At 72.5% G+C, this 23,651-nt stretch carries 24 protein-coding genes and 2 pseudogenes; 15 read left to right on the top strand and 11 right to left on the bottom strand.

Annotation, left to right across the window (positions count from 1 at the left end):
- Positions 1–140 precede the first annotated feature (140 nt).
- Positions 141–899 carry a TIGR00730 family Rossman fold protein gene (locus OG898_RS05950; protein WP_250741745.1) on the top strand — a complete coding sequence of 253 codons (759 nt, stop codon included), beginning with the start codon at positions 141–143 and terminating at the stop codon, positions 897–899.
- A 16-nt stretch (positions 900–915) separates the two neighbouring features.
- On the opposite strand, the gene folP is transcribed toward OG898_RS05950, so the two are convergent.
- Positions 916–1,776: a dihydropteroate synthase gene (folP, locus tag OG898_RS05945; protein WP_243335938.1), complete on the bottom strand. Its 861-nt coding sequence runs from the start codon at positions 1,774–1,776 to the stop codon at positions 916–918.
- A gap of 76 nt (positions 1,777–1,852) precedes the next feature.
- On the opposite strand from folP, the gene OG898_RS05940 reads away from it, so the two are divergent.
- Positions 1,853–2,206 carry a DivIVA domain-containing protein gene (locus OG898_RS05940; protein ID WP_250741746.1) on the top strand — a complete coding sequence of 118 codons (354 nt, stop codon included), beginning with the start codon at positions 1,853–1,855 and terminating at the stop codon, positions 2,204–2,206.
- On the top strand, positions 2,203–2,778 hold the full coding sequence (locus OG898_RS05935) for a DNA-3-methyladenine glycosylase I (protein WP_323182586.1): 576 nt from the start codon (positions 2,203–2,205) through the stop codon (positions 2,776–2,778). The genes OG898_RS05940 and OG898_RS05935 overlap by 4 nt, the downstream gene beginning before the upstream one ends.
- 312 nt (positions 2,779–3,090) lie before the next feature.
- Here the strand turns inward: OG898_RS05935 and OG898_RS05930 are convergent, their stop codons facing one another.
- A complete protein-coding gene (locus OG898_RS05930; RefSeq protein WP_250741747.1) occupies positions 3,091–3,894 on the bottom strand; it encodes an enoyl-CoA hydratase/isomerase family protein in 804 nt (267 codons plus the stop codon).
- Positions 3,895–4,225: 331 nt separating this feature from the next.
- Here OG898_RS05930 and OG898_RS05925 point away from each other — a divergent pair, with 331 nt between their 5' ends.
- A complete protein-coding gene (locus OG898_RS05925; RefSeq protein ID WP_003966491.1) occupies positions 4,226–4,393 on the top strand; it encodes a DUF3117 domain-containing protein in 168 nt (55 codons plus the stop codon).
- A gap of 145 nt (positions 4,394–4,538) precedes the next feature.
- Entirely contained in the window at positions 4,539–5,156 is a 618-nt protein-coding gene (locus OG898_RS05920) for a hypothetical protein (protein WP_266955390.1), read from the top strand.
- 53 nt (positions 5,157–5,209) lie between these two features.
- Here OG898_RS05920 and OG898_RS05915 read toward each other — a convergent pair whose 3' ends face one another.
- Positions 5,210–5,872 (bottom strand): O-methyltransferase, encoded by a 663-nt coding sequence (locus tag OG898_RS05915; RefSeq protein WP_250741749.1) that lies wholly within the window; start codon positions 5,870–5,872, stop codon positions 5,210–5,212.
- Positions 5,873–6,015: 143 nt separating this feature from the next.
- Here OG898_RS05915 and sigE point away from each other — a divergent pair, with 143 nt between their 5' ends.
- From sigE to OG898_RS05890, 5 genes and pseudogenes are all read left to right on the top strand, one after another.
- The gene (gene sigE / locus OG898_RS05910) at positions 6,016–6,795 is read left to right on the top strand and encodes an RNA polymerase sigma factor SigE (protein WP_250741750.1); all 780 of its coding nucleotides are present in this window, start codon (positions 6,016–6,018) and stop codon (positions 6,793–6,795) included.
- Positions 6,792–7,259: pseudogene (locus tag OG898_RS05905) on the top strand (anti-sigma factor); the annotation flags it as partial. The gene sigE and the pseudogene OG898_RS05905, both read left to right, overlap by 4 nt.
- Positions 7,260–7,633: 374 nt before the next feature.
- Positions 7,634–9,094 (top strand): S1C family serine protease, encoded by a 1,461-nt coding sequence (locus OG898_RS05900; RefSeq protein WP_266955387.1) that lies wholly within the window; start codon positions 7,634–7,636, stop codon positions 9,092–9,094.
- A gap of 118 nt (positions 9,095–9,212) precedes the next feature.
- Complete coding sequence (locus tag OG898_RS05895) at positions 9,213–9,662, top strand: sec-independent translocase (RefSeq protein WP_266960097.1); 450 nt, start codon at positions 9,213–9,215, stop codon at positions 9,660–9,662.
- A gap of 133 nt (positions 9,663–9,795) precedes the next feature.
- Positions 9,796–10,509, top strand: a complete 714-nt coding sequence (locus OG898_RS05890; RefSeq protein ID WP_250741752.1) for a hypothetical protein — start codon at positions 9,796–9,798, stop codon at positions 10,507–10,509.
- A 77-nt stretch (positions 10,510–10,586) separates the two neighbouring features.
- Here OG898_RS05890 and OG898_RS05885 read toward each other — a convergent pair whose 3' ends face one another.
- The 3 genes from OG898_RS05885 to OG898_RS05875 form a co-directional block, all read right to left on the bottom strand.
- Positions 10,587–11,756, bottom strand: coding sequence for an Mrp/NBP35 family ATP-binding protein (locus OG898_RS05885; protein WP_266955385.1), 1,170 nt, complete (start codon positions 11,754–11,756; stop codon positions 10,587–10,589).
- A 42-nt stretch (positions 11,757–11,798) separates the two neighbouring features.
- Positions 11,799–12,305, bottom strand: coding sequence for a DUF1003 domain-containing protein (locus OG898_RS05880; RefSeq protein WP_250741830.1), 507 nt, complete (start codon positions 12,303–12,305; stop codon positions 11,799–11,801).
- 187 nt (positions 12,306–12,492) lie between these two features.
- Positions 12,493–13,800, bottom strand: a complete 1,308-nt coding sequence (locus OG898_RS05875) for a CBS domain-containing protein (RefSeq protein WP_250741754.1) — start codon at positions 13,798–13,800, stop codon at positions 12,493–12,495.
- A 243-nt stretch (positions 13,801–14,043) separates the two neighbouring features.
- Here OG898_RS05875 and OG898_RS05870 point away from each other — a divergent pair, with 243 nt between their 5' ends.
- The gene (locus tag OG898_RS05870; RefSeq protein WP_250741755.1) at positions 14,044–14,826 is read left to right on the top strand and encodes a hypothetical protein; all 783 of its coding nucleotides are present in this window, start codon (positions 14,044–14,046) and stop codon (positions 14,824–14,826) included.
- A 67-nt stretch (positions 14,827–14,893) separates the two neighbouring features.
- Here the strand turns inward: OG898_RS05870 and OG898_RS05865 are convergent, their stop codons facing one another.
- Positions 14,894–15,409 carry a hypothetical protein gene (locus tag OG898_RS05865; protein ID WP_266955382.1) on the bottom strand — a complete coding sequence of 172 codons (516 nt, stop codon included), beginning with the start codon at positions 15,407–15,409 and terminating at the stop codon, positions 14,894–14,896.
- Positions 15,410–15,455: 46 nt separating this feature from the next.
- Positions 15,456–16,580, bottom strand: a complete 1,125-nt coding sequence (locus tag OG898_RS05860; protein ID WP_250741757.1) for a magnesium and cobalt transport protein CorA — start codon at positions 16,578–16,580, stop codon at positions 15,456–15,458.
- A gap of 416 nt (positions 16,581–16,996) precedes the next feature.
- Between OG898_RS05860 and OG898_RS05855 the strand changes: the two genes are divergently transcribed.
- The 4 genes and pseudogenes from OG898_RS05855 to OG898_RS05840 all read left to right on the top strand — a co-directional run bounded on the left by OG898_RS05855 (position 16,997) and on the right by OG898_RS05840 (position 20,059).
- Positions 16,997–17,581: a suppressor of fused domain protein gene (locus OG898_RS05855; RefSeq protein WP_250741758.1), complete on the top strand. Its 585-nt coding sequence runs from the start codon at positions 16,997–16,999 to the stop codon at positions 17,579–17,581.
- Positions 17,582–17,660: 79 nt separating this feature from the next.
- A pseudogene (locus tag OG898_RS05850) lies at positions 17,661–18,303 on the top strand (DUF6758 family protein).
- Between the two features lie 216 nt (positions 18,304–18,519).
- Complete coding sequence (locus OG898_RS05845; protein WP_250741760.1) at positions 18,520–19,386, top strand: PHP domain-containing protein; 867 nt, start codon at positions 18,520–18,522, stop codon at positions 19,384–19,386.
- Between the two features lie 67 nt (positions 19,387–19,453).
- Positions 19,454–20,059: a MarC family protein gene (locus tag OG898_RS05840; RefSeq protein ID WP_250741761.1), complete on the top strand. Its 606-nt coding sequence runs from the start codon at positions 19,454–19,456 to the stop codon at positions 20,057–20,059.
- Positions 20,060–20,133: 74 nt separating this feature from the next.
- Here OG898_RS05840 and OG898_RS05835 read toward each other — a convergent pair whose 3' ends face one another.
- The 3 genes from OG898_RS05835 to OG898_RS05825 form a co-directional block, all read right to left on the bottom strand.
- Complete coding sequence (locus OG898_RS05835; protein ID WP_243335969.1) at positions 20,134–20,286, bottom strand: hypothetical protein; 153 nt, start codon at positions 20,284–20,286, stop codon at positions 20,134–20,136.
- A 138-nt stretch (positions 20,287–20,424) separates the two neighbouring features.
- Positions 20,425–21,303 carry an alpha/beta fold hydrolase gene (locus OG898_RS05830; protein ID WP_266955379.1) on the bottom strand — a complete coding sequence of 293 codons (879 nt, stop codon included), beginning with the start codon at positions 21,301–21,303 and terminating at the stop codon, positions 20,425–20,427.
- A gap of 105 nt (positions 21,304–21,408) precedes the next feature.
- Entirely contained in the window at positions 21,409–23,499 is a 2,091-nt protein-coding gene (locus OG898_RS05825) for a DEAD/DEAH box helicase (RefSeq protein WP_266955377.1), read from the bottom strand.
- Positions 23,500–23,651: the final 152 nt, after the last annotated feature.

The following is a 23,651-nucleotide window of genomic DNA, read 5'->3' as shown; positions in this document are numbered from 1 at the left end:
TCCTCACCGGTTTCAGCGAGTTATCGAGCGTCTGTACGTTGCGCGAGTCTTTCCGGCCACGCCAGTAACTCGTCGAGTTCCGTTTGTCGTCACCCTCGTGCGCCTAACCTGATCCAACGATCAGCAGGAGGGAGCACATCATGGGCAACCCTGAAGGGTCCGCTCGTCGTCGGCCCGAGGAGCAGCAGCTCGGGCCGGTGCTGAGGAGGCGGGGCCAGGTGCAGGCCGGCAGTACGACGGACCAGCGGCTGCTGGATTCGGCCGGGCCCTCCGAGTGGGTGCACACCGATCCGTGGCGGGTCCTGCGCATCCAGTCGGAGTTCATCGAGGGCTTCGGCACCCTGGCGGAGCTGCCGCCGGCGATCAGCGTGTTCGGCTCCGCCCGGACGCCGGCGGGTTCGCCGGAGTACGAGGCGGGCGTGCGGATCGGCGGTGCGCTCGTGGAGGCCGGGTTCGCGGTGATCACGGGCGGGGGCCCGGGCGCGATGGAGGCGGCCAACAAGGGCGCGCGGGAGGCCAACGGCATCTCGGTGGGCCTGGGCATCGAGCTCCCCTTCGAGCAGGGGCTCAACCAGCACGTCGACCTCGGGCTGAACTTCCGCTACTTCTTCGTCCGCAAGACGATGTTCGTGAAGTACAGCCAGGGCTTCGTGGTCCTGCCGGGCGGGCTCGGCACCCTCGACGAGCTGTTCGAGGCCCTGACCCTGGTCCAGACGCAGAAGATCACCCGCTTCCCGATCGTGCTGTTCGGCACGGAGTACTGGAGCGGGCTCATCGACTGGCTGAAGGGCACGGTCATCGCCCAGGGCAAGGCCTCGGAGAAGGACCTCTACCTGTTCCACGTCACCGACGACGTGGACGAGGCGATCGCGCTCGTGACGAAGGAAGTCGCCAGGTAGGACCGGCCGCCGACCGCTACGCCAGCCCCCGGCGGGCGACCGCCGGGGGTCGGTGGCCCTGGATCGAGCGGACCATGTCCAGGATCTGCTTGGTTTCCGCGACTTCGTGGACGCGGTAGACCTGGGCGCCCAGCCAGGCCGAGACGGCCGTCGTGGCCAGGGTGCCCAGCAGGCGTTCCTTGACCGGCTTGTCGAGGGTCTCGCCGACGAAGTCCTTGTTGGAGAGGGAGACCAGGACCGGCCAGCCCGTCTCCGTCATCTCGGAGAGGCGCCGGGTGGCCTCCAGCGAGTGGCGGGTGTTCTTCCCGAAGTCGTGGCCCGGGTCGATCATGATCGACTCACGGGGTACGCCCAGGGCCGCCGCACGCTCGGCCAGGCCGACCGTGACGCGGAGGATGTCGGCCATCACGTCCTCGTACTCGGTCCGGTGCGGCCGGGTCCGCGGCTCGACGCCGCCCGCGTGGGTGCAGACGATGCCCGCGCCGTGGCGCGCGGCGACCTCCGCGAGCTTCGGGTCGACACCGCCCCACGCGTCGTTGAGCAGATCGGCCCCGGCCTCGCAGACGGCCTCGCCGACCTCGTGCCGCCACGTGTCGACGCTGATCACCACGTCGGGGTGGCGGCGGCGGACCTCGGCGACGAAGCCGACCGTGCGCCGGGCCTCCTCCGCCGCGTCCACGTGCTCGCCGGGACCGGCCTTCACCCCGCCGATGTCGATGATCGCGGCGCCCTCGGCCACCGCCTGCTCGACCCGGTCCAGGGCCGGCTCGTCGCGGAAGGTCGCTCCCTGGTCGTAGAAGGAGTCAGGGGTCCGGTTCACGATGGCCATGATCACCGGCTCGTGGTCGTCGAACTCGCGCCTGCCCAGTCGCAGCATCCTGCTCTTTCCTCCTTCGGCGACCCTTGCGCCTCGCCTGCGACCTTAACCTGGTGGCCGGAGTCTCTCAGGGGAGTTGATCGTGTTCGCGTTCTTGCTCATCGCGCTGGTCGTGGTCGTCGCGGGAGTCACCCTCGCGGTGGCCGGCGGGGGGTCCGAGGCGGTGCTGCCCGAGGCCGAGCCCGACCGGCTGTCCGACGCCCTGCCGGAGAACCGCCCCGTCGTACGGGCGGACATCGACGAGCTGCGCCTGCCGGTGGCCCCGCGCGGCTACCGGATGTCCGACGTGGACGACGTACTGGAGCGGCTGGCGGCGGAGCTGGCGGAGCGCGACGCGCGGATCGCCGAGCTCACCGCCGCGACCGGGCCGGCGCCCGCGGCCGGGCCCGCCGACGGCTCCGTGGACCTGACCAAGGCCGCCGAGCAGTGAGCGGGGTGCTCGCCGGCCCCGACGGGGGCCTGCGGTGTCCCTGGGGGCTGTCCACCGAGGACTACATCGCGTACCACGACACGGAGTGGGGCCGGCCGGTCCACGGGGACGACGCGCTGTACGAGCGGCTGTGCCTGGAGGCCTTCCAGTCGGGGTTGTCCTGGCTGACGATCCTGCGCCGGCGCGAGGGGTTCCGGGCGGCCTTCGCGGGCTTCGAGATCGCCAAGGTGGCGGAGTTCGGGGCGGCGGACGTGGAACGGCTCCTCGCCGACGAGGGGATCATCCGGAACCGGGCCAAGATCGAGGCGACCCTCGCCAACGCGAAGACCCTGGCCGGGTGGGGAGAGGGCGAACTGGACGCCCTGATCTGGTCCCACGCCCCTGCGCCGGGGCGGGCCCCGAAGACCACCACCGAGATCCCGGCGGTCACCCCGGAGTCCACGGCCCTGGCCAAGGCCCTGAAGAAGGCGGGCATCCGCTTCGTGGGCCCCACGACGGCCTACGCCCTGATGCAGGCCTGCGGCCTGGTCAACGACCACCTGTCCCGCTGCGTGGCCCGCGACCTGTCCTGACCCGGCGGGGCCTGGTTCCCCGGGTGCGGCTGGGTCGTCCCTGCGGGGCTGGGTCCCCTACCCGCCCTTCCACCGTTCCCCGGGCTCCGCCCGGACCCCCCTGGGGCTCCGCCCCGGACCCCGCTCCTCAAACGCCGGCGAGGCTGGACATGGCCGACACCGGCGAAAATCCAGCCCCTCCGGCGTTTGAGGAGCGGGGTCCGGGGCGGAGCCCCGGGGAACGGGCGAAGGGCGGGTAGGGGAACTTGCCCCGCGCAGCGGCCGCCCGCGCCCGCGCCCGCGGAGCGGTGACCGTCCCGCCCGGGGGAGTCGCTAGCGGCCCAGGTATCGGGGGGCCTGCTTCGCGAGGAAGGCTTCCACGGCGATGCCGTGGTCCTCAGAGGCCCCCGCACGGGCCTGGAGCACGTCCTCGTGGTCCAGCGCGTCGGAGAGCGACCGGGAGGCCCCGTACGCCAGGGACTCCTTCAGCGCCGCGTAGGCGACCGTCGGGCCCTCGGCCAGCCGCCGGGCCACGGCCAGCGCCTCGGCCGCCAGCTCGTCCGAGGGGACGACGCGGTTCGCGATGCCGAGCTCCAGGGCCTCCTGGGCCTTCACGGACCGGGGGAAGAGCAGCAGGTCGGAGGCGCGCGAGCCGCCGATCAGGCGGGGCAGCGTCCACGAGACGCCCGAGTCGGCCGTCAGGGCGACGCCCGCGAAAGAGGTGTTGAAGGAGGCGGTGTCCGCGACCACACGGAAGTCCGCCGCCAGGGCGAAGCCGAAGCCCGCGCCCGCCGCGACGCCGTTCACGCCCGCCACCACCGGCTTCGGCATCTCCGTCAGCGCCCGGACGATCGGGTTGTAGTGCTCCGCGACGGTGTTCATGGTCAGCGAGGAGCCGTGCTCCCGGTCGGCCGCCAGGAATCCGACGTGCTCCTTGAGGTCCTGGCCCACGCAGAACGCCCGGTTGCCCGCCGCGGTGAGCAGGACCGCCCGTACGGCCGGATCCGCGGCCGCCGCCTTGGCCGCGTCGCGCAGGGCGACCTTGGCCTCGGTGTTCATGGCGTTCATGGCCTCGGGACGGTTGATCGTGATGGTGGCGAGTCCGTCGGTCACTTCGTAGAGCACGCTGTCGGCCATGGCGGGGGTCCCCCTTCGTCGCGGGCTGGCTACCGGCCGGTACCGGCCGGTGCAAAGGTCAGCATGGCGGACCGGACGGGGGTCGCACATGTGATGTGCGTCAAATAAACGGAAGGGCAGAGTCGTGCCGCGGCGGCGAAGTATCGCAGGCGTGTCCCCGAAATGAGTGGTTTTGGTCAAGCGCGTTGCACAAGCGTTCCCAGCCGATGTTGGTCATCGGGTCCTGACATGCGGGATAATGGCCTGGAAGCAATGTGTTCGATGCCGGGTACTAGGCGCCTGAATGGGGCCGTCGGCTGACGATGAACTGGTTTCAGGAAGGGGAACGAGCATGGCGGCCATGAAGCCGCGGACGGGCGACGGCCCGCTCGAGGTCACCAAGGAGGGGCGGGGCATCGTCATGCGCGTACCGCTCGAGGGCGGCGGTCGGCTCGTCGTCGAGCTGACTCCGGACGAGGCGGACGCCCTGGGTGACGCCCTGAAGAAGGTCGTCGGCTGATCCCCCAGGGACGCTGATAGTACTTTCGCTGCATTCTCTGCACTGCCCCGGCCGCACCAAGCGGTCGGGGCAGTGTTGTGTCCCCGTTGTGTACCCGGGCCGGGCCCCGAGCCGGGCCCCGGACCGTGATCGCCGGAGTCGCACCGTGACCTTTTCCCCGCCCGCTCCGCCGGCCTTCGCCGACTGCACGCCCCGCGAGAAGGCGGCCCGGGTCCTCACGGAGGTCCTGGCGCCGGCGAACCTGGTGGTCGCCCAGCTCCTGCTGATCGGCTGGCACAGCACCGGGTCGTGGGCGGGTCTCGGCTGGGGCCTGCTCGGCGCCCTGTTCTGCGGCGTGGTCCCGATCGGCATCATCCTGCTCGGGGTCCGGCGCGGGGCGCTGACCGACCAGCACATCCGGGTACGGCGCCAGCGGGTCGTCCCGATGGGGCTGAGCCTGGTCTCGGTCGTCGCCGGGATCACCCTCCTGCGCGTGTTCGGGGCCCCGGCCGACGTCTTCGCGCTCGTCGTCGCGATGCTCGTCGGGCTCGTCTCGTCCCTGCTGGTGACGGTCGGCTGGCAGATATCCATCCACATGTCGGTGGCCGGCGGCACCGTGATGATCCTGCTGCTGGTCTTCGGACCGGCGCTGCTCCCCGCGGTGCTGGTCGCCGCCGGCGTGGGATGGTCCCGGCTGGTCCTGAAGGCGCACACCACGGCGCAGCTCCTCGCCGGCGCCGCGCTGGGCGGTACGGCCGCGCTGACCTTCGCACTGCTGCGCTGAGCTGTAGCGCGCACCAGCCGACCGGCGACCCGGCGGCTCTTAGCCCGCCGGGCTCAGCGCCGGACCGCGCACAGCAGGCCGTCGCCCACCGGGAGCAGGGCGGCCTCCAGGGCCGGGGTCTCGCGGACGGTGCGCAGCAGTTCGCGGACCCGGAGCACCTCGACCGGCTGGGCCGCGGAGTCGACCGTACGGCCGTCCGAGAAGACTCCCTCGAAGCAGACGAGGCCGCCGGGGCGGAGCAGGCGCAACGATTCAGCGAGGTAGTCCAGGGACTCGGAAGGGTCCCCGTCGCAGAAGACGAGGTCGTATCCGCCGTCGGCCAGCCGGGGCAGTACGTCCAGGGCGCGGCCCGGGATGAAGCGGGCGCGGTTGCCCGCGAAGCCGGCGGCGCGGAAGGCCTGGCGGGCGAAGGCCTGCCGGTCCGCTTCGGGATCCACCGTGGTCAGGACCCCGTCGGCGCGCATTCCGTGCAGGAGGTGGATGCCGGACACGCCGGTTCCGGTGCCGATCTCGGCGACCGCCTTCGCGTCCGCGGTGGCGGCGAGCAGGCGCAGCGCGGCCCCGGTGCCGGGGGAGACGGAACGCAGTCCCGCTTCCCTGGACCGGTCGCGGGCCCATCGCAGAGCGTCGTCTTCGGCGACAAACGCGTCGGCGAACGCCCAGCTCGTCTGCCGGTTGCCGGTAATGACCCTCTCCTGTCCCCATAGTTGGCGCAACGGTGACTGTATCCGCTGGAGTCGGGAACCCGCAGATGGGACCGGGCGTTGAGAGCAGTAGAGACGCAAGAGCGGCCTGGGGCCCGGAGCCCGTGCAAAGTTACTGCAAAAATGCTTATCCAGAGCTGACGGGAGGGGTGGCTATGGTAGGGATTCCGCTGGACACCACCAGAGCCGACAGGGGAGGTGCGGCTGCGCCTGTGGATCGTGGGGGTGTCCTCCGACGCCTCTTCTGGTCGGCCGGTGAGCCGAAATCCGTGACCAACATTGCTGACCGTTTCCGCACCGTAGACACCGCAACCACCGCGACCTTCGCCGCCGATGCGGGCTCCCAGGCGTGGACCCCTCCCTCGTGGGAGGAGATCGTCAGCACGCACAGTGCGCGGGTCTACCGTCTCGCCTACAGGCTGACGGGCAACCAGCACGACGCCGAGGACCTGACGCAGGAAGTCTTCGTCCGCGTCTTCCGCTCGCTGTCCACGTACACGCCCGGCACCTTCGAGGGCTGGCTGCACCGGATCACCACGAACCTCTTCCTCGACATGGTCCGCCGCAAGCAGCGGATCCGCTTCGACGCCCTCGCCGACGACGCCGCCGAGCGGCTGCCCAGTCGCGAGCCGTCCCCGCAGCAGGTGCTGCACGACACCCACTTCGACGCGGACGTACAGCAGGCGCTGGACACCCTCGCGCCCGAGTTCCGTGCGGCCGTGGTGCTCTGTGACATCGAGGGCCTGTCGTACGAGGAGATCGCCGCAACGCTCGGCGTGAAGCTCGGCACCGTCCGCAGCCGTATCCACCGCGGCCGTTCGCACCTGCGCAAGGCGCTCAAGCACCGGTCTCCCGAGGCCCGTGCGGAGCAGCGCGCGCTGGCCGGTGTGGCCGTGGGCGCCCCCGGCACCGGGGGAGAGGGCGGAGCCGAGTGAGCGGGATCAGTCCGTCCCCGTCGCCCGCCGAACAGGCTTCCTCCGCGGAGCACCACCTGGGCGACCGGCTCGCCGCCCTCGTGGACGGGGAGTTGAGCCACGACGCGCGCGAGCGCGTACTGGCGCACCTGGCGACGTGTGCCAAGTGCAAGGCCGAGGCCGATGCGCAGCGCCGCCTGAAGACCATGTTCGTGGAGAGCGCGCCCCCTCCGCTGTCGGCCGGGCTGCTGGCACGGCTGCAGGGTCTGCCGGGCAGCGGTCCCGAGGGCCCGTCGGGACCTTCCGGTCCCTTCGGTCCGCCGCCGGGAGCCGACCCGTTCGGGTCCTTCGGCTACGCGCCGCCCGCGACCGCCGCCGAGCCGCAGCAGCAGGGCTTCCGGATACACGAGGTGGGCCGCCAGCGGCGCCGCTTCGCCTTCGTGGCCGCCGGAGCGGTGTCGCTCGCCGCGATCGCGCTGGGCGGCTCGCTGCCGATGGAAGCGGTCGAGCCCAATGCCCGGGGCGAGGCCCCGGCCGCGCGCACGGGACCGGTGGTCCCGGTGGTCGACGCGGTGGTCCGGGAGAACCGGCTGCCGAAGCCGGGCACCGTTCCGACGCTCCGCCCGGTCTCCCCGCTCGCGGCCTCCCCGGCGCCCTCCCGGCCGACCGCCCCCGCACGCCCGGTGTCCCTGTACCGCTGAGCGGTCCGGGACGTGGCTCCGGCCGGCCCCTCCGGCTCGCCCCTGCGGCCGCCCGTGCCGCCCGCCGGGGCGGGCGGCACGGGCAACCTGGTTGAATCTCCGCCAGATGCGCCGCCCCGGGCGGCCGGCGGAGACCGACAGGCAGGCGGGGAGCACCCATGTCCGACAGTCAGCAGACCGATCCGGCGGCGGATCCGGTCCCCGCCCCCCTGCCCCGGTGGTGGAGCCGCCCCGCGGAGCCCGTCGGCGCGCACGAGGGATCCGTACCGCCCCCTCGGGCCGCCGAGCACGCCGCCCCGGACACGGCCCCGGACCCCGACCCCGCCCCGGTGACGGCCCCCGCCCCGGTGCCCCAGTGGTGGAGCCGCCCCGCGCAGCCGGTTGCCGGGCACGAGGGATCCGTACCGCCCCCGCGGACCGCGCCGGAGCCCGTCGCGGACCCGGACGCGGACCCTGAGCCGCGGTACGACCCGTGGGGTGTGCGGCCGCTCCAGGCGGTGGACCACGGCAAGGCGGGCTCGCGCCGGTTCCGGCTGCGCCAGGGCATCGTCCTCGGCCTCGGCGCCGCCCTCCTGGCCGGCGGCATCGGCGGCTACGCCGGCGTCCTCGCCGAGCGGCAGGCAGGCACCCGGCTCGAACTCCCGCAGGCGGCCCCCGCCGACGGCGGCCGGGCTCCCGACAGCGTGGCCGGGATCGCCGCCACCGCGCTGCCCGGCGTGGTCACCCTGCACGTCAACGCCGCGGAGGGCAGTTCGACCGGCACCGGCTTCGTCCTCGACGGGCAGGGCCACATCCTCACCAACAACCACGTGGTCCACGGGGCCCGGACCATAACGGTCACCTTCAGCACCGGCGAGAGCGTCGCCGCCGAACTGGTCGGCGGCGACACCGGCTACGACCTGGCCGTCGTCAAGGTCGACGGGGTACGGGGCCTGCGGCCGCTCGCGCTCGGCAACTCCGAGAACGTCAAGGTGGGCGACCCGGTGGTGGCCATCGGGGCCCCCTTCGACCTCTCCAACACCGTCACCGCCGGGATCATCAGCGCCACCGGCCGCCCCATCACCGCCGGGGGCGACAAGGGCGACGGCAGCGACGTCAGCTACGTCGACGCGCTCCAGACCGACGCCCCCATCAACCCCGGCAACTCCGGCGGACCGCTCCTCGACGCCAGGGCCCAGGTCATCGGCATCAACAGCGCCATCCGCGGGGGCGACGGCAAGGACAGCTCCGGACAGCAGCGCGGCAGCATCGGCCTCGGGTTCGCCATCCCGGTGAACCAGGGCAAGCGCGTGGCCGAGGAACTGATCCGCACCGGCCGCGCCACCCACCCCGTCATCGGCGTCACCCTGGACATGGACTACTCCGGCGACGGAGCGCGCGTGGGGGAGAAGGGCGAGGGCGGGAAGCCCGCCGTGACCGCCGGCGGGCCCGGAGCCCGCGCGGGCATCAGGCCGGGCGACGTGATCACCAAGGTGGACGGGGTACGGGTGCACGGCGGCGACGAGCTGGTGATCAAGATCCGGGCCCACCGGCCGGGCGACCGGCTCACCCTCACCGTGCTGCGCGAGGGCCGGGAGCGCACGCTGGAAGTGGTCCTCGGGTCGGCGAACGGTTCGTGACGGGCGGGTGAAAGCAGAACCGGTCGGGTAATCAGCCGGTCCTGGTGTATTGGCCTGCGGACCTGGCCGGGTACCGTGTGACAGGCCTGACGTGAAGAGAGCCGAGGAGCGGGGCAAGGTGTTCAACGACATAGGCGCACTCGAGCTGGTCACGATCGTGGTGCTCGCCATTCTCATCTTCGGCCCGGACAAGCTGCCCAAGGTCATCCAGGACGTCACGGGCGTCATCCGGAAGATCCGCGCGTTCTCCGACAGCGCGAAGCAGGACATCCGCTCCGAGCTCGGCCCGGAATTCAAGGACTTCGAGTTCGAGGACCTGAACCCGAAGAACTTCATCCGCAAGCAGCTGACCGAGAACGAGGACCTCAAGGAGATCCGGAGCAGCTTCGATCTCCGCAAGGAACTCAACGACGTCACGGACGCGGTCAACGGCAAGGAGTCCGACGCGGCCGCGGCCGCCGGCGGAGCCCTCCCGGCCGCCTCGCCGGGCGCCGGACCGGACATGGTCAAGAAGCCCGGGACCCCGGCGCAGGAGCAGCGCTCGCGCTACGACGCCGACGCGACCTGACGCCACCCGGGACCACGCACGCGCCTGCCTGCCCGGCGAACCGCGGTCGGATGGCTATCCTCCTTGAGTCCGGACCCAGGACGCCCGAGGGGGGTGGGCCGTTCCGGATCCCACGGAACGAGAGGCCGCTCAGATGGAGACGACGAGCAGTAGCCGGGTAGGCACGCAGCCCGCCGAGGCGCAGACGCCAGCCCCAGCACTGGCAGCAGACCATCCGCAGCCCCCGGACGCGGCCGCCCCGCCCGTCCCTGCCGCCCGCCGGGCGGCCGAAGGGTACCTGCGGGCCGACTTCCCCTGGTACGGGCTGGACGGGGCCTTCACCGGCCCCCGCTGGCTGATGCAGGTCGCCGCGGGCGCCGACGGCAGCGTGGAACACGGCTCGACCGGCCACGGCGACGAGCCCTCCGCCCGCGGCGAGATCGCCACCGGGGAGAAGGAGCGCTTCGCGGTGGTCGTCACGGTGGCCAGCAACCCGCTGCGCCGCACCGCCGACGGCACCGGCGTCCTGGAGGCCACCTCGGTCTCCTCGGCGGCCTGGCTGGCCGGCTCGGGGCTGCTGGCCTACAGCTGGCCGGGGCAGATGGACCACAGCCTGCGCGACGACTGGCTCGACCAGCAGACCGAGGCCGCGTGGGAGCTCGCGGACGACCTGGCCGGGCCGGACTGGTCGACGCTGTCGCTGCCCGTGGACGGGGAGCCGACGCCGTTCCACTACCGCGAGTCGGAGTTCGGCTGGGTTCTGGCCGGATCGACCGGCAGCGGGGTGCATCTCGGTGCCTACGGGCGGGGGATGAGCGCGTACGGGCTCGGGTTCTCGGTGATCGGGGACCTGGCGGCGTACGAGTAGGACGCGAACGAAAGAGACGCGAACCGAAAGAGGGGCCGGCGAGGAGATCTCCTCGCCGGCCCCTCTTTCGTCCTACGTCAGAACTTGTTGCGCGGGGTGATGCTCAGGGACATGCCGGCCAGGCCGCGGGCACGGCCGCCGAGCTTGCCGGCGATGGCGCGCAGGGCCGCACCGGCGGGGGAGTCGGGGTCGGACAGGACGACCGGGGTGCCGTCGTCGCCGCCCTCGCGCAGGCGGACGTCGATCGGGATCGAGCCCAGCACCGGCACGGCCGCGCCGACCGTCTTGGTCAGGCCGTCGGCGACCTTCTGGCCACCGCCGGAGCCGAACACGTCGACCATCTCGTCGCAGTGCGGGCAGGGCAGCCCGGACATGTTCTCGACGACGCCGACGATCTTCTGGTGGGTCTGCACGGCGATCGAGCCGGCCCGCTCCGCGACCTCGGCCGCGGCCTGCTGCGGGGTGGTCACGACGAGGATCTCGGCGTTGGGCACGAGCTGCGCCACGGAGATCGCGATGTCGCCCGTGCCCGGCGGCAGGTCGAGCAGCAGGACGTCCAGGTCGCCCCAGAACACGTCGGCCAGGAACTGCTGGAGGGCCCGGTGCAGCATCGGACCGCGCCACACCACGGGCGCGTTGCCCGGGGTGAACATGCCGATGGAGATGACCTTCACGCCGTGCGCCGACGGCGGCATGATCATGTTCTCGACCTGGGTGGGGCGGCCCTCCACGCCGAGCATGCGCGGCACGCTGTGGCCGTAGATGTCGGCGTCGACGACACCGACCTTGAGGCCGTCGGCCGCCATCGCCGCCGCCAGGTTCACGGTGACCGAGGACTTGCCGACGCCTCCCTTGCCGGAGGCGACCGCGTAGACGCGGGTCAGCGAGCCGGGCTGGGCGAAGGGGACCTCGCGCTCGGCGGTGCCGCCGCGCAGGGTCGCCGCGAGGTCCTTGCGCTGCTCGTCGCTCATCACGTCCAGCGTGACGGCGACCGAGGTGACGCCGGGGACCTTCTGCACGGCCTCGGTGACCAGGTTGGTGATGGTCTCGCGCATGGGGCAGCCCGACACGGTCAGGAACACGGTGACGGCGACCTCGCCGGCGTCACCGATCTCCACCGATTTGACCATGCCCAGCTCGGTGATCGGCCGGTGGATCTCGGGGTCGTTCACCGTCGCCAGCGCGTCCAGGATCGCGTCCTGTTCGGGCACGGCAGCGGCGGAGGCGGAGCTTGTGTCGGTAGCCATGCCCCGATGGTACGGCGCGGTGGCGGGCCTCAGGAAAGGCTGCTAGCGGTCGCCTTCGTCACTCTCCGCGGGGAATAGCCGCCGCTCGTCCATCTCCTTGATCAGATCCTGGAACTCGGACCGGATCCAGTCGCGCGTGGCGACCTCCCCCAGACCCATCCGCAGGGCCGCGATTTCCCGGGTCAGGTACTCGGTGTCGGCCAGCGAGCGTTCGTTCTGCTTGCGGTCCTGCTCCAGGTTGACCCGGTCCCGGTCGTCCTGGCGGTTCTGCGCCAGGAGGATCAGCGGGGCCGCGTAGGAGGCTTGGAGCGACAGCATCAGGGTCAGGAAGATGAAGGGGTACTGGTCGAAGCGCACGCTCTCCGGCGCAAAGATGTTCCACAGCACCCAGATGATGATGACGACGGTCATCCAGACGATGAACCGGCCCGTGCCGAGGAACCGTGCGACCCGCTCCGACAGCCGCCCGAAGGCCTCCGGGTCGTACTCCGGCAGCAGCCGGCGGCGGGCCGGGCGCGGCAGGTCGAGCCGGGTGCGCGAGCGCGACAGCGCGCTCGACCCGGTCGACTGACCGGCCTTCGCCCGCTCGCCGCGCTCGAAAGAGGAACGTTCCGCCCGCTCCGCGGCCGCTTCCGCCAGCCCGTTCTCGCGCGCCTGCGCCCGGGCGTGCTCGCGCCGCTCCCGGATCTGCTCCTTGCGCCGCTCGCGGGCCTGCTCGCGCTCGCCGCGCCCCCGGTCAGTTCCCACGCAGGGCTCCTTCCGCGCGCTCGGAGTCCTCGGGCCCGCCGGGCGCCTCCGAGTGGAAGTCCGTCTCCCGCCAGTCGTCCGGGAGCAGGTGGTCCAGTACGTCGTCCACGGTGACCGCGCCCAGCAGCGAGCCGCTCTCGTCGACGACCGGGACCGCGACCATGTTGTACGCGGCCAGGTAGCTGGTCACCACCGGCAGTGAGGCGTCCGGCCGCAGCGGCGCCAGGCCCGTGTCCACGATCGAGCTGACCAGGGTGAACGGCGGATCGCGCAGCAGCCGCTGGAAGTGCACCGTACCCAGGTACTTGCCCGTCGGCGTCTCGTCCGGAGGCCGGCACACGTACACCTGGGCCGCGAGCGCAGGCGACAGGTCCGACTGCCGTACGCGGGCCAGCGCGTCGGCGACCGTCGCGTCGGGGCGCAGCACGATCGGCTCCGTGGTCATCAGACCGCCCGCGGTGTTCTCCTCGTACGACAGCAGGCGCCGCACGTCGGCGGCGTCGTCCGGCCGCATCAGCGTCAGCAGCCGTTCCTTGTCGTCCTCCGGCAGCTCCGAGAGCAGGTCGGCCGCGTCGTCCGGGTCCATCGCCTCCAGGACGTCGGCCGCGCGCTCCTCCTTCAGCTTCCCGAGGATCTCCACCTGCTCGTCCTCGGGCAGCTCCTCCATGACGTCCGCGAGCCGGTCGTCGTCCAGCGCGCTCGCCACCTCGGCACGCCGCTTCGGCGTCAGGTGGTGCAGGACGTTCGCCACGTCCGCGGGACGCATCTGCTCGAAGGTGGCGACCAGGTTCTCGGCGCCCTGCCCGTGCTCCTCCAGCGAGAAGCCCGTCACCGCCGACCACTCCACGGTCAAGGTCTCGCCGCGCCGCCGCAGCGCGCCCGACTTGCCCTTCCGTACGAAGATCCGGTCGATCTCCCAGTCTCGTCGGGCCGGCAGCTGCTGGATGGCCACGTCCAGGACGGTGACCTCCTCGTCGTCCGCGACCAGGCGCACCCGCCGGTCCAGCAGTTCGCCGAGGATCAGCCGCTCGGTGGGGCGCTGCTCGAAGCGCCGCATGTTGACCACGCCGGTGGTGATCACCTGGCCGGACTCGACGCCCGTCACCCGGGTCATGGGCAGGAAGATGCGGCGCCGGCTGACGACCTCGACCACCAGGCCCAGCAGCCGGGGCGGCCGGCCGCCCACGCGGAGCATCGCGACGAGGTCGCGTACCCGGCCCACCTGGTCGCCGTTGGGATCGAAGACGGGCACACCCGACAGATGCGAGACGAAGATCCGTGGGGCGCCTGCCGCCATCCGAGCGCCTCCTACGAGCTGCGTCATCCGTCGATCACCGGTACTGCCGCCCTCAGGTTAGCCCGTACCGCACGCAACCTCCTGGTGGGGCCGTCCGGCCGGGCATCCCCCCGGAGTCCGCGCGGCGCCCCGAGACCTCCGCACGTGCGTCCCCACGGGCTCTGCGCGGGCGCCGCGCAGGGGCCCGCGTACGGGCGGGTACGCTGCCAGCTGCTCGCCACGCAACGAGAGGGGCACCTGCCCGTGACCGCCTATTTCCCCGCCCCGCGGCTGCGCCGGGCCGCCTTCGTCAGTGCCCTGTGCGCGGGCCTGGCCGTCGTCGGCACGGGGTGCGGAGCGGATCCCGACGAGGGGACGAACGGGGTCGGGAAACTGTCCGCCGAGCAGATCGAGGACAAGGCGAAGACGGCCGTCACCGGGGCACAGTCGGTCCACCTGTCCGGCACGCTCGTCAGCGGCGGCAAGTCCTTCACCCTGGACATGCGGCTCGGGGCGGACGGCGGCTCCGGCGAGGTGAAGTCCCAGGACGACACCACCTTCCAGCTGCTGCGGGTCGGCGAGCAGCTCTACCTCAAGGCGGGCGCCGCCTTCTGGGGCCAGTCCGAGGCGGCCGGCAAGCTCGGCGACAAGTTCGTCAAGGTGCCCGAGGGCGACCCCTCCTACAAGCAGTTCCGCGGGTTCACCGACATGCAGGTCATGCTCGACGGGCTGCTCGGGCTCGAAGGGAAGCTCACCAAGGGCGAGGACTACACCAAGGTCGGGCCCACCCGGGCCGTCCAGGTCTCGGCGGACAAGGGCAAGGGCGGCAAGCTCTCGGTCTCCCTGGAGGGCACCCCCTACCCGCTCCTCATGGAACGCGCGGGCGGCGCAGGCCGGGTGACCCTCGCGGAATGGGGCAAGCCGGTCGAGCTCACCGCGCCCGCGCCCGACCAGACGGTGGACTACGGTTCCGAGCTGCCCACGACCAAGGACCAGGAGGGCGGCTCGGGCAAGGGCTCGGGCCAGGGCGCCAACCCGCAGGGCTAGGCGCCCCCTCGGCCCGCCCGGATCCCTCGGCCCGCCCGGACCGTTCGGCTCCCTCGGCCCGCTCCGCCTAGCGGGAGGCCTTCTTCTTCCGCTTCAGCAGCAGCTTCGGCAGCCCCGCCGGGATGGGCCGGCGGGTCGTCGCCGGGGAGCCCAGCGGAGCCGCCGCCAGCGAACCCTCGGGGAGGGCGGCCCGGACCGACTCCGGCTCCAGGCGCAGCAGCCGGCACTCCCGCGCCCAGCGGTCGGTCATCTCGGCGGAGTCGGGCGCGTTGAGCCGCTTGCCCTTGAGCTCGGCCACCGCGGCCTCCCACGGCTCGCTGCCGGGCACGAGCTCGCGTACGGTCGCCGTCCACGCGACGAGCCGGCCGCCCTTGTCCTTGCTGCGCACGGTCACCTCGGCCGCCGCCCCGTCCGCGAGACCGGGGAACGGCTGCTCCCCGGGCCCGTCGCCGAGCACGTGCGCCGCGCCGTCCACCCAGGCGTGCCACAGGCCGCGGTCCGGCCCGGAGCCGCGGACCCAGATGAGGCCGGACTTCTTGGTGGCCTCCTCGACGAGGGCCAGATCGAGCGCGCTGAGAGTCATGCGCACAGGGTAGCCAGCGCCCCCGGCGCCCTCACAGCCAGCGCCCTCACAGCCAGCCGTGGCGCCGCAGGGCCCGGTGGATGGTGAAACAGGTCCCGGCGATGGTGGCCATCACCATCGGATAGCCGTAGCGCCACTGGAGCTCCGGCATGTGCTCGAAGTTCATCCCGTACACGCCGCAGATCATCGTGGGCACGGCGATGATCGCCGCCCAGGAGGTGATCTTGCGCATGTCCTCGTTCTGCGCGACGGTCGCCTGCGCCAGGTTGGCCTGGAGGATGGAGTTCAGCAGCTCGTCGAAGCCGACGACCTGCTCGTGCACGCGGGCCAGGTGGTCGGCGACGTCGCGGAAGTACTTCTGGATGTCGGGCTCCACCAGCCGCATCGGGCGCTCGCTGAGCAGCTCCATGGGGCGCAGCAGCGGGGAGACGGCCCGCTTGAACTCCAGCACCTCGCGCTTGAGCTGGTAGATGCGGCCCGCGTCGCCGCCGCGCGCACTGCCCTTGGCGGGGGCGGCGAAGACCTCGCTCTCCACCTCGTCGATGTCGTCCTGGACGGCCGCGGCGACGGCGATGTACCCGTCGACCACGTGGTCGGCGAGGGCGTGCAGGACGGCCGAGGGGCCCTTGGCGAGGAGCGCCGGATCGTCCTGGAGGCGGTGGCGCAGGCCCTTGAGGGAGCCGTGGCCGCCGTGCCGGACGGTGATGACGAAGTCGGGGCCGGTGAAGCACATCACCTCGCCGGTCTCCACCACCTCGCTGGTGGAGGTGAGTTCGGCGTGCTCGACGTAGTGGATCGTCTTGAAGACGGTGAAGAGGGTGTCGTCGTAGCGCTCCAGCTTCGGCCGCTGGTGCGCGTGCACCGCGTCCTCCACCGCGAGCGGGTGCAGTCCGAACACGGCGGCGATCCCGGCGAACTCGGCCTCGGTCGGCTCGTGCAGGCCGATCCACGCGAATCCGCCGTCCGCGCGGACCTCGCGCAGCGCCTCACGGGGCGTCAGGCAGGAGGCTCCCTGCGCGCGCACGGCGCGCCGCCCGTCGCGGTAGACGGCGCAGTCGACCACCGCGCTGTTCGCGGACGGGTCGCGGGTGGTGTCGTAGCCCGGCTGCGCCGGCGTGGACCTGCGCAGTGCGGGGCGGACGGCGGCACGGAGGTAGGGCAGCATCGACATGGCAGGCTCCTTCGCGCGCACGGCTGCGGACCGTACGGGTGGGAGGTCCTTCCGGACGGCACGCTCACCCGGTCGGCAGTCCGGGCGGGCAGGCGGAAGGATCAGGACGGGAGGACACAGTGCTTCCGTCGCTCTTCGACCGATCCGACGCGTCGGTTTAAGACGCGCGGATCAAAGGGGGCGCGGCGCGCCCGCCGGCGAAGCGGAAGAGCGAGAGGTACCGCACGTACTGTGCGATCGACTTCGATGCACCGCAGCCCCACCTCCTCCGGCCGGTCCCCCGTAAGGGACGTCCTGTCGCCGGGGCACTGAAACTTCTCTTCTGAGAGCGTCCCCGACCAGCGGTCAACGATATCAGCCGACGGATGGTCAAGAGCCGCTCTTTACCCGGCTGATACGAGTTCTATGCTCGCTCCATGGCAGAAATTCTGGCCCTTGTGGAAGCCCGGCTGCGCGCCGCGCTCGGCGAACCCGACGCCCGCGCCGCCGTCACCTTCCTGGGCACCGACCGCTTCGAGGTCCTCCGCTTCACCGAGGGCGACCTCGTGCGGTACGCGACCCTCGGCATGTCCGCCCAGCCCATGACCGACCCCACGGCGGTGGTATCCGACCCGGTCCGCGGCCCGCGTGCGGAGCTCGTGCTGACCGTACGGGGCGGGCTCGCGCCCACCGACAGGCTGCTGCGGCCGCTGGCCGTACTGGCGGCCTCGCCCCAGGTGGAAGGGCTCATCGTGACGCCCGGCGCCTCCCTGGACGTGGGCGAACCCTTGTGGGAGGGGGCCCCGTTCACCTCCGTGCTCGTCGCGGAGCCCGGCGGGCTGGTCGAGGACCTCGTCCTGGACGACCCGATGGACCCCGTCTCCTTCTTCCCCCTCCTGCCGATGACGGCGAACGAGGCGGCGTGGAAACGGGTCCACGGGGCGGCCGCCCTGCAGGAACGCTGGCTCGCGCGCGGCACGGATCTGCGGGACCCTCTGCGTACGGCAGTCCCACTGGACTGAGCATCGGGCCGCCGCCCGGCCGCCCGGACGGGTGATCGCATCTTGACGGGGCGCGCGGCGGGGAGGAGCGTGGCTTCTTATGAGGGGCGAACCGAGTTGCCCGAAGTGTGGTGGCCGGGTCAGGGCGCCCGGTCTTTTCGCTGACTCCTGGCAGTGCGCGATACACGGCACGGTCCATCCCCTGCAGCCCGTGATCCCGCCGAGCGTCGAAGGCCTGGGCGTGGTGGTGAACCGGGCGCAGGTGCCGGTCTGGATGCCCTGGCCGCTGCCCGTCGGCTGGCTGTTCACCGGGATCGCCTCCGCCGGTGACGACCGCAGCGGCGGCCGGGCCACCGCCGTGGCCTGCTCGGGTCCCGGCCCGCTCGGCGGCATCGGCGAGCTGCTGCTGATCGCCGAGGAGCTGGGCGTCGGCCTGGGTGGCGCGCTTCGCCGGCCTCGACGCCCCCGACCCGGGCCGCTACATGAACGTCTCCGCCCCGCCGCACGCCAAGGTGGTCGCCGCCGGTCGCCCGACGCCGCTCTGGCACGTCACCGGCGTCCCCGAGGACCGGGCCGTCTTCGCCGGAGAGGCGCGCGGGCTGTGGCTGTGGGCGATCGTCTGGCCGGAACAGTCGGGCCTGCTGATGTACGACGAGCTGGTCCTGACCGACCTGCGCGACGCGGGAGCCGAGGTGGAGCTGCTGCCCTGCGGCGCCCTGAGCCCCCGCATTTTGTCCTCTTGACGCGCCGCTCGCGCGGCTCGGCCCTGGCGGGCCTCACCGGCTTCGCGGCGCTGCGCCGGACTCCGTCCGGCGGACCTGGCGGGTCCGTCCGGTGCTGAGACGCGGTGCGGGCGTCCGGCGGTTCCTGGCGCGGCCGGGCCGGTGGGGCCCGTACCGGGAAAAGCGGACGGTATCCTGGAGTGTCCCCCGTCCGCGTGTGAACCCTGGAGTTCGGCTGTGCGCATCGATCTGCACGCCCACTCCACGGCCTCGGACGGTACGGACACCCCCGCGGAGCTGGTGCGCAATGCTGCCGGTGCGGGGCTGGACGTGGTGGCGCTGACCGACCACGACACCGTCGCCGGATACCGCGAGGCCATCGACGCGCTGCCCCAGGGGCTGACCCTGGTGACCGGCGCCGAGCTGAGCTGCCGGCTCGACGGCATCGGCATGCACATGCTGGCGTACCTCTTCGACCCCGAGGAGCCCGAGCTCCACCGTGAGCGGGAGCTCGTACGCGACGACCGCATCCCGCGCGCGCAGGCCATGATCGGCAAGCTGCAGGGCCTCGGGGTGGACATCACCTGGGAGCAGGTGGCCCGGATCGCCGGTGACGGCTCCGTGGGCCGCCCGCACATCGCCGCCGCGCTCGTCGAGCTGGGCATCGTGCGCACCGTGTCGGACGCGTTCACCGCGGAGTGGCTCGCCGACGGCGGCCGCGCGTACGCCGAGAAGCACGAGCTCGACCCCTTCGACGCGATCCGCCTGGTCAAGGCGGCCGGCGGGGTCACCGTCTTCGCCCACCCCGCCGCCGTCAAGCGCGGCACCTGCGTGCCGGAGAGCGCGATAGCCGCTCTCGCGTCGGCCGGCCTCGACGGCATCGAGGTCGACCACATGGACCACGACGAGGCCACCCGCGCGCGCCTGCGCGGCCTGGCCGCCGATCTCGGTCTGCTGACCACCGGATCCAGCGATTACCACGGCAGCCGCAAGACCTGCCGCCTCGGGGAGTACACGACCGACCCCGAGATCTACGGCGAGATCACCCGCCGTGCCACCGGGGCGTTCCCGGTTCCCGGCGCGGGTGGACGCGTACGCGGCTGACCTCTGCCGCCGTCCCTCCCGCCCTTCCCCCTTTTTTCGTGACACCCCTCTCCTGCAAGGCATCACTGTGCTCGATTTCGCCGTCTTCGGATCCCTCTTTCTCACCCTTTTTGTGATTATGGACCCCCCGGGGATCACGCCCATCTTCCTCGCGCTGACCTCCGGCCGCCCGGCCAAGGTGCAGCGCCGCATGGCCTGGCAGGCCGTCTGCGTCGCCTTCGGCGTCATCGCCGTCTTCGGTCTCTGCGGCCAGCAGATCCTCGACTACCTGCACGTCTCCGTGCCGGCCCTGATGATCGCGGGCGGGCTGCTGCTCCTGCTCATCGCGCTCGACCTGCTCACCGGCAAGACCGACGAGCCGAAGCAGACCAAGGACGTGAACGTCGCGCTCGTCCCGCTCGGGATGCCGCTGCTCGCCGGGCCCGGCGCGATCGTCTCGGTGATCCTGGCCGTGCAGAAGGCCGACGGGGTCACCGGCCAGTTCTCGGTGTGGGCCGCGATCGTCGCGATGCATGTCGTGCTGTGGGTGGTGATGCGCTACTCGCTCGTCATCATCCGCGTGATCAAGGACGGCGGCGTGGTCCTCGTGACGCGCCTGGCGGGCATGATGCTGTCCGCGATCGCGGTCCAGCAGATCATCAACGGTGTGCTCCAGGTGATCGAGAGCTCGTAGCGCCGCCCGCCGCGCATGCGAACGCCCCCGCACCGGGACCGGTGCGGGGGCGTTCGGCGAATAGGTGGACGCGGTCAGTTGGACACGGTCTCAGCCGGTCGGATCAGGATGCGCTGGCCGACGGCCGCGGCCTGCTGCACGATCCGGTTGACGGAGGCCGCGTCCACGACGGTGCTGTCCACGGCAGATCCGTCGACGTCGTCCAGGCGCAGAATCTCGAAGCGCATGGGGCTTCTCCCTTCGTCAGTGTTTCTCCTTGCACAGGGTTAACGAAGTGTAAGCCGCAAACATTCCCTACGCTAAGGAAATTTTTTCCTTGTCTAACTACTAACGAGGGCCGGAGACGTCAGAGGCCCCTCGCAGGGCTATTCGGAGGACTCCTCGAAGGCCTTCCAGAACGCCTCCAGCGCCGCCGCCGTGGCCGCCGGGTCCTCCGCGTTCGGAGAGTGTTCGGTCCCCGGGATCACCACCCGCGCCGCGCCCAGCCGGTGCGCCATCGCGTCCATCTCCGACACCGGCCACACCGGGTCCGACTCCCCGGACAGCACCAGTTTCGCCAGTCCGGGCGCCGCGGCGGCGAGCTCGTCGATCCGGTCCGGCTCCTCGATCAGCGCCCGGCCGGTGACCATCAGCTGCTCGGGGACGGTCCCCAGCCAGCGGGCGCGCAGGAAGTCCGCGAGGGCCGGCTCCTCCGCGGGAGCGTCGCGCGGATCCATGGCCCGCATGGCCGCCCAGATGCCCGGCATGTCGTCGCCCATCGCCTCCAGCGCCGAGACCAGGAGCTTCGTACGGCCCTGCTGGTCCGCGCAGACCGCGCCCGGGCCGCTGCTCAGCAGCGTGAGGCTGGCGTACGGGGCCGGATCGCGGACCACGGCCGCCCGGACGATCAGCCCGCCCAGCGAATGCCCCAGCAGGTGCACCGGACCGGCCGCGCCCAGGGCGGCGGTCTGCGCGAGGACGTCCCGGGCCAGTTCCGACAGGGCGTACGGGGCCTGCGTGCGCGGGCCGCCGCTCTCGTGCTGGCCGCGGCCGTCGACGGCGACCACCCGGTACCCGGCGCCGGCCAGCGGCCCGAGGAGGCCGATGAAGTCCTCCTTGCTGCCGGTGTAGCCGGGCACCAGCAGGGCGATGCCGCGGGCCGGCCCCGCGGGCACGGCCTCGTGCACGGCGAACTCGCCGCGGGCCGTGGCCAGGCGGTACGCACGGGCCGCGGGCGGGAGCGTGAGGGTCGGGGGCTTGCTCATGGCCCGAGGTTACCGGCCCGTACGCCCGTACGGGAGCTCCGCGCGGCCCGGGTACGCCGATGGCCCCGGCCCCCTCGAAAGGGGACCGGGGCCATCGGCAGGGCGTTACGCCTCCGGGGTCTCCACCGCGGCGACGGCCTTGCGGGTCCGCGTGCGCTTCGGCTTGACCGGAGCCTCCTCGGCGGTCGGAGCAGCGGCCTCGGCGGCCGGAGCCTCCGGGGCGGCGGCGGCAACCTTGCGGGTGCGGGTGCGCTTCGGCTTGACCGGAGCCTCCTCCGCCACCGGAGCGGCGGCCTCGGCGACGACCTCGGCGGCCGGAGCGGCAGCTGCGACCTTGCGGGTCCGCGTGCGCTTCGGCTTGACCGGAGCCTCCTCGGCGACCGCCACCGCGACAGCGGCGGCGACCGGAGCGGCCGGAGCCTCGACCACGGCGGCCTGGGCGACGACCTCGGCCACCGGGGCGGCGGCCGGAGCGGCCGCTGCCTTGCGGGGGGCACGGACACGCGGGGCGCTGGTGCGGGCGGCGCTGGTGCGGCGCTCCCGGACCGGCTCGACCGGCGGGGCGATCTGGAAGTCCGGCTCCGGCTCCCTGACGAACGGGGCCAGGGGCTCCAGCTTCGTCGCGGGGGCGACGAAGGTGGCGGCCGGGGCGGCCGACCGGGTCCGGCGACGGCGCGGCTTGCGCGCCTCGTCGGCGGCCGGAGCCTCCGGGGCCTGGACCGCAGCGGCCTGGACCGCCGGAGCCTGGACCGCCGGGGCGGCCGCGGCGACCGGGGTGGCCTCGGTGGTCACCGGGGTCAGGAGCTCGGCGCCCTGGTCCGAGCCGCCACGGGTGCGGCGGCGCTGGCGCGGGGCACGGGCGGGACGCTCCTCGGCGACCGGGGCGGCGGCACTGCGGCCACCGTCACGTCCACTGTCGCGGCCGGCATCGCGTCCACGGTCACGGCCACCGTCACGACCGCTGTCACGGCCACCGTCGCGGCCGCCACGGCCACCGCGGCCGCCGGTCTCGCCCAGGTCTTCCAGGTTCTCGGCCTTCAGGCCGGCCCGCGTGCGCTCGGCGCGCGGCAGGACGCCCTTGGTGCCGGCCGGGATGTTCATCTGCTCGTACAGGTGCGGGGACGTGGAGTACGTCTCCACCGGGTCGTGGAAGTCCAGCTCCAGCGCCTTGTTGATCAGCTGCCAGCGCGGGATGTCGTCCCAGTCGACCAGGGTGACGGCGATGCCCTTCTTGCCCGCGCGGCCGGTGCGGCCCACGCGGTGCAGGAAGGTCTTCTCGTCCTCGGGCGTCTGGTAGTTGATGACGTGGGTGACACCCTCGACATCGATACCGCGCGCGGCGACGTCGGTGCAGACCAGCACGTCGACCTTGCCGTTGCGGAAGGCGCGCAGCGCCTGCTCGCGGGCGCCCTGGCCCAGGTCGCCGTGGACGGCGCCGGACGCGAAGCCGCGCTTCTCCAGCTGCTCGGCGATGTCGGCCGCGGTGCGCTTGGTGCGGCAGAAGATCATGGCGAGCCCGCGGCCTTCGGCCTGCAGGATGCGGGAGACGAGCTCCGGCTTGTCCATGTTGTGCGCACGGAAGACGTGCTGCGTGGTGTTGGCGACGGTCGCGCCCTCACCGTCCTCGGAGACGGCGCGGATGTGCGTCGGCTGCGTCATGTACCGGCGGGCCAGTCCGATGACCGCACCCGGCATGGTCGCCGAGAACAGCATCGTCTGACGCTTGGCCGGCAGGTAGCTCATGATCCTCTCGACGTCGGGCAGGAAGCCCAGGTCGAGCATTTCGTCGGCCTCGTCCAGGACGAGGGCCTTGACCTTGGAGAGGTCGAGCTTCTTCTGTCCGGCCAGGTCGAGCAGGCGGCCCGGGGTGCCGACGATGACGTCGACGCCCTTCTTGAGCGCCTCGACCTGCGGCTCGTACGCGCGGCCGCCGTATATGGCGAGGACGCGGACGTTGCGGACCTTGCCCGCGGTGAGGAGGTCGTTGGTGACCTGGGTGCAGAGCTCGCGGGTCGGAACCACCACGAGGGCCTGCGGGGCGTCGGTGAGCTGATCCGGCGTGGAACGGCCGGCCTCGACGTCCGCGGGGACGACGACGCGCTCCAGCAGGGGGAGGCCGAAACCGAGCGTCTTGCCGGTACCGGTCTTGGCCTGGCCGATGACGTCCGTGCCGGACATGGCGACGGGGAGGGTCATCTCCTGGATCGGGAAGGGGGACACAATGCCGACGGCCTCAAGGGCTTCGGCCGTCTCGGGAAAGATCCCGAGGTCTCGGAACGTAGTCAGGGTGCTGCCTCTTCTGTGAGACGCGGCGCGAGGCGGCGAGGGGGGTCGTACCGTGCCGGGCT

Source organism: Streptomyces sp. NBC_00193, assembly GCF_026342735.1.
Classification (GTDB): Bacteria; Actinomycetota; Actinomycetes; order Streptomycetales; family Streptomycetaceae; genus Streptomyces; species Streptomyces stoeckheimensis.
Note: the sequence above shows the minus strand (reverse complement) of the source record. Positions and strands in the feature narration are given on the sequence as shown.

Excerpts from the sequence above, each read along its gene's own strand:
- OG898_RS05900 (WP_266955387.1), top strand. The coding sequence starts at position 7,634 with ATGTCCGACAGTCAGCAGACCGATCCGGCGGCGGATCCGGTCCCCGCC.
- OG898_RS05875 (WP_250741754.1), bottom strand. The coding sequence starts at position 13,800 with ATGGCGGCAGGCGCCCCACGGATCTTCGTCTCGCATCTGTCGGGTGTG.
- OG898_RS05865 (WP_266955382.1), bottom strand. The coding sequence starts at position 15,409 with ATGACTCTCAGCGCGCTCGATCTGGCCCTCGTCGAGGAGGCCACCAAG.
- OG898_RS05930 (WP_250741747.1), bottom strand. The coding sequence starts at position 3,894 with ATGGCCGACAGCGTGCTCTACGAAGTGACCGACGGACTCGCCACCATC.
- OG898_RS05830 (WP_266955379.1), bottom strand. The coding sequence starts at position 21,303 with ATGAGCAAGCCCCCGACCCTCACGCTCCCGCCCGCGGCCCGTGCGTAC.
- OG898_RS05950 (WP_250741745.1), top strand. The coding sequence starts at position 141 with ATGGGCAACCCTGAAGGGTCCGCTCGTCGTCGGCCCGAGGAGCAGCAG.
- OG898_RS05925 (WP_003966491.1), top strand. The coding sequence starts at position 4,226 with ATGGCGGCCATGAAGCCGCGGACGGGCGACGGCCCGCTCGAGGTCACC.
- folP (WP_243335938.1), bottom strand. The coding sequence starts at position 1,776 with ATGCTGCGACTGGGCAGGCGCGAGTTCGACGACCACGAGCCGGTGATC.
- OG898_RS05885 (WP_266955385.1), bottom strand. The coding sequence starts at position 11,756 with ATGGCTACCGACACAAGCTCCGCCTCCGCCGCTGCCGTGCCCGAACAG.
- OG898_RS05835 (WP_243335969.1), bottom strand. The coding sequence starts at position 20,286 with ATGCGCTTCGAGATTCTGCGCCTGGACGACGTCGACGGATCTGCCGTG.
- sigE (WP_250741750.1), top strand. The coding sequence starts at position 6,016 with ATGGTAGGGATTCCGCTGGACACCACCAGAGCCGACAGGGGAGGTGCG.
- OG898_RS05890 (WP_250741752.1), top strand. The coding sequence starts at position 9,796 with ATGGAGACGACGAGCAGTAGCCGGGTAGGCACGCAGCCCGCCGAGGCG.
- OG898_RS05860 (WP_250741757.1), bottom strand. The coding sequence starts at position 16,580 with ATGTCGATGCTGCCCTACCTCCGTGCCGCCGTCCGCCCCGCACTGCGC.
- OG898_RS05825 (WP_266955377.1), bottom strand. The coding sequence starts at position 23,499 with ATGACCCTCCCCGTCGCCATGTCCGGCACGGACGTCATCGGCCAGGCC.
- OG898_RS05855 (WP_250741758.1), top strand. The coding sequence starts at position 16,997 with ATGGCAGAAATTCTGGCCCTTGTGGAAGCCCGGCTGCGCGCCGCGCTC.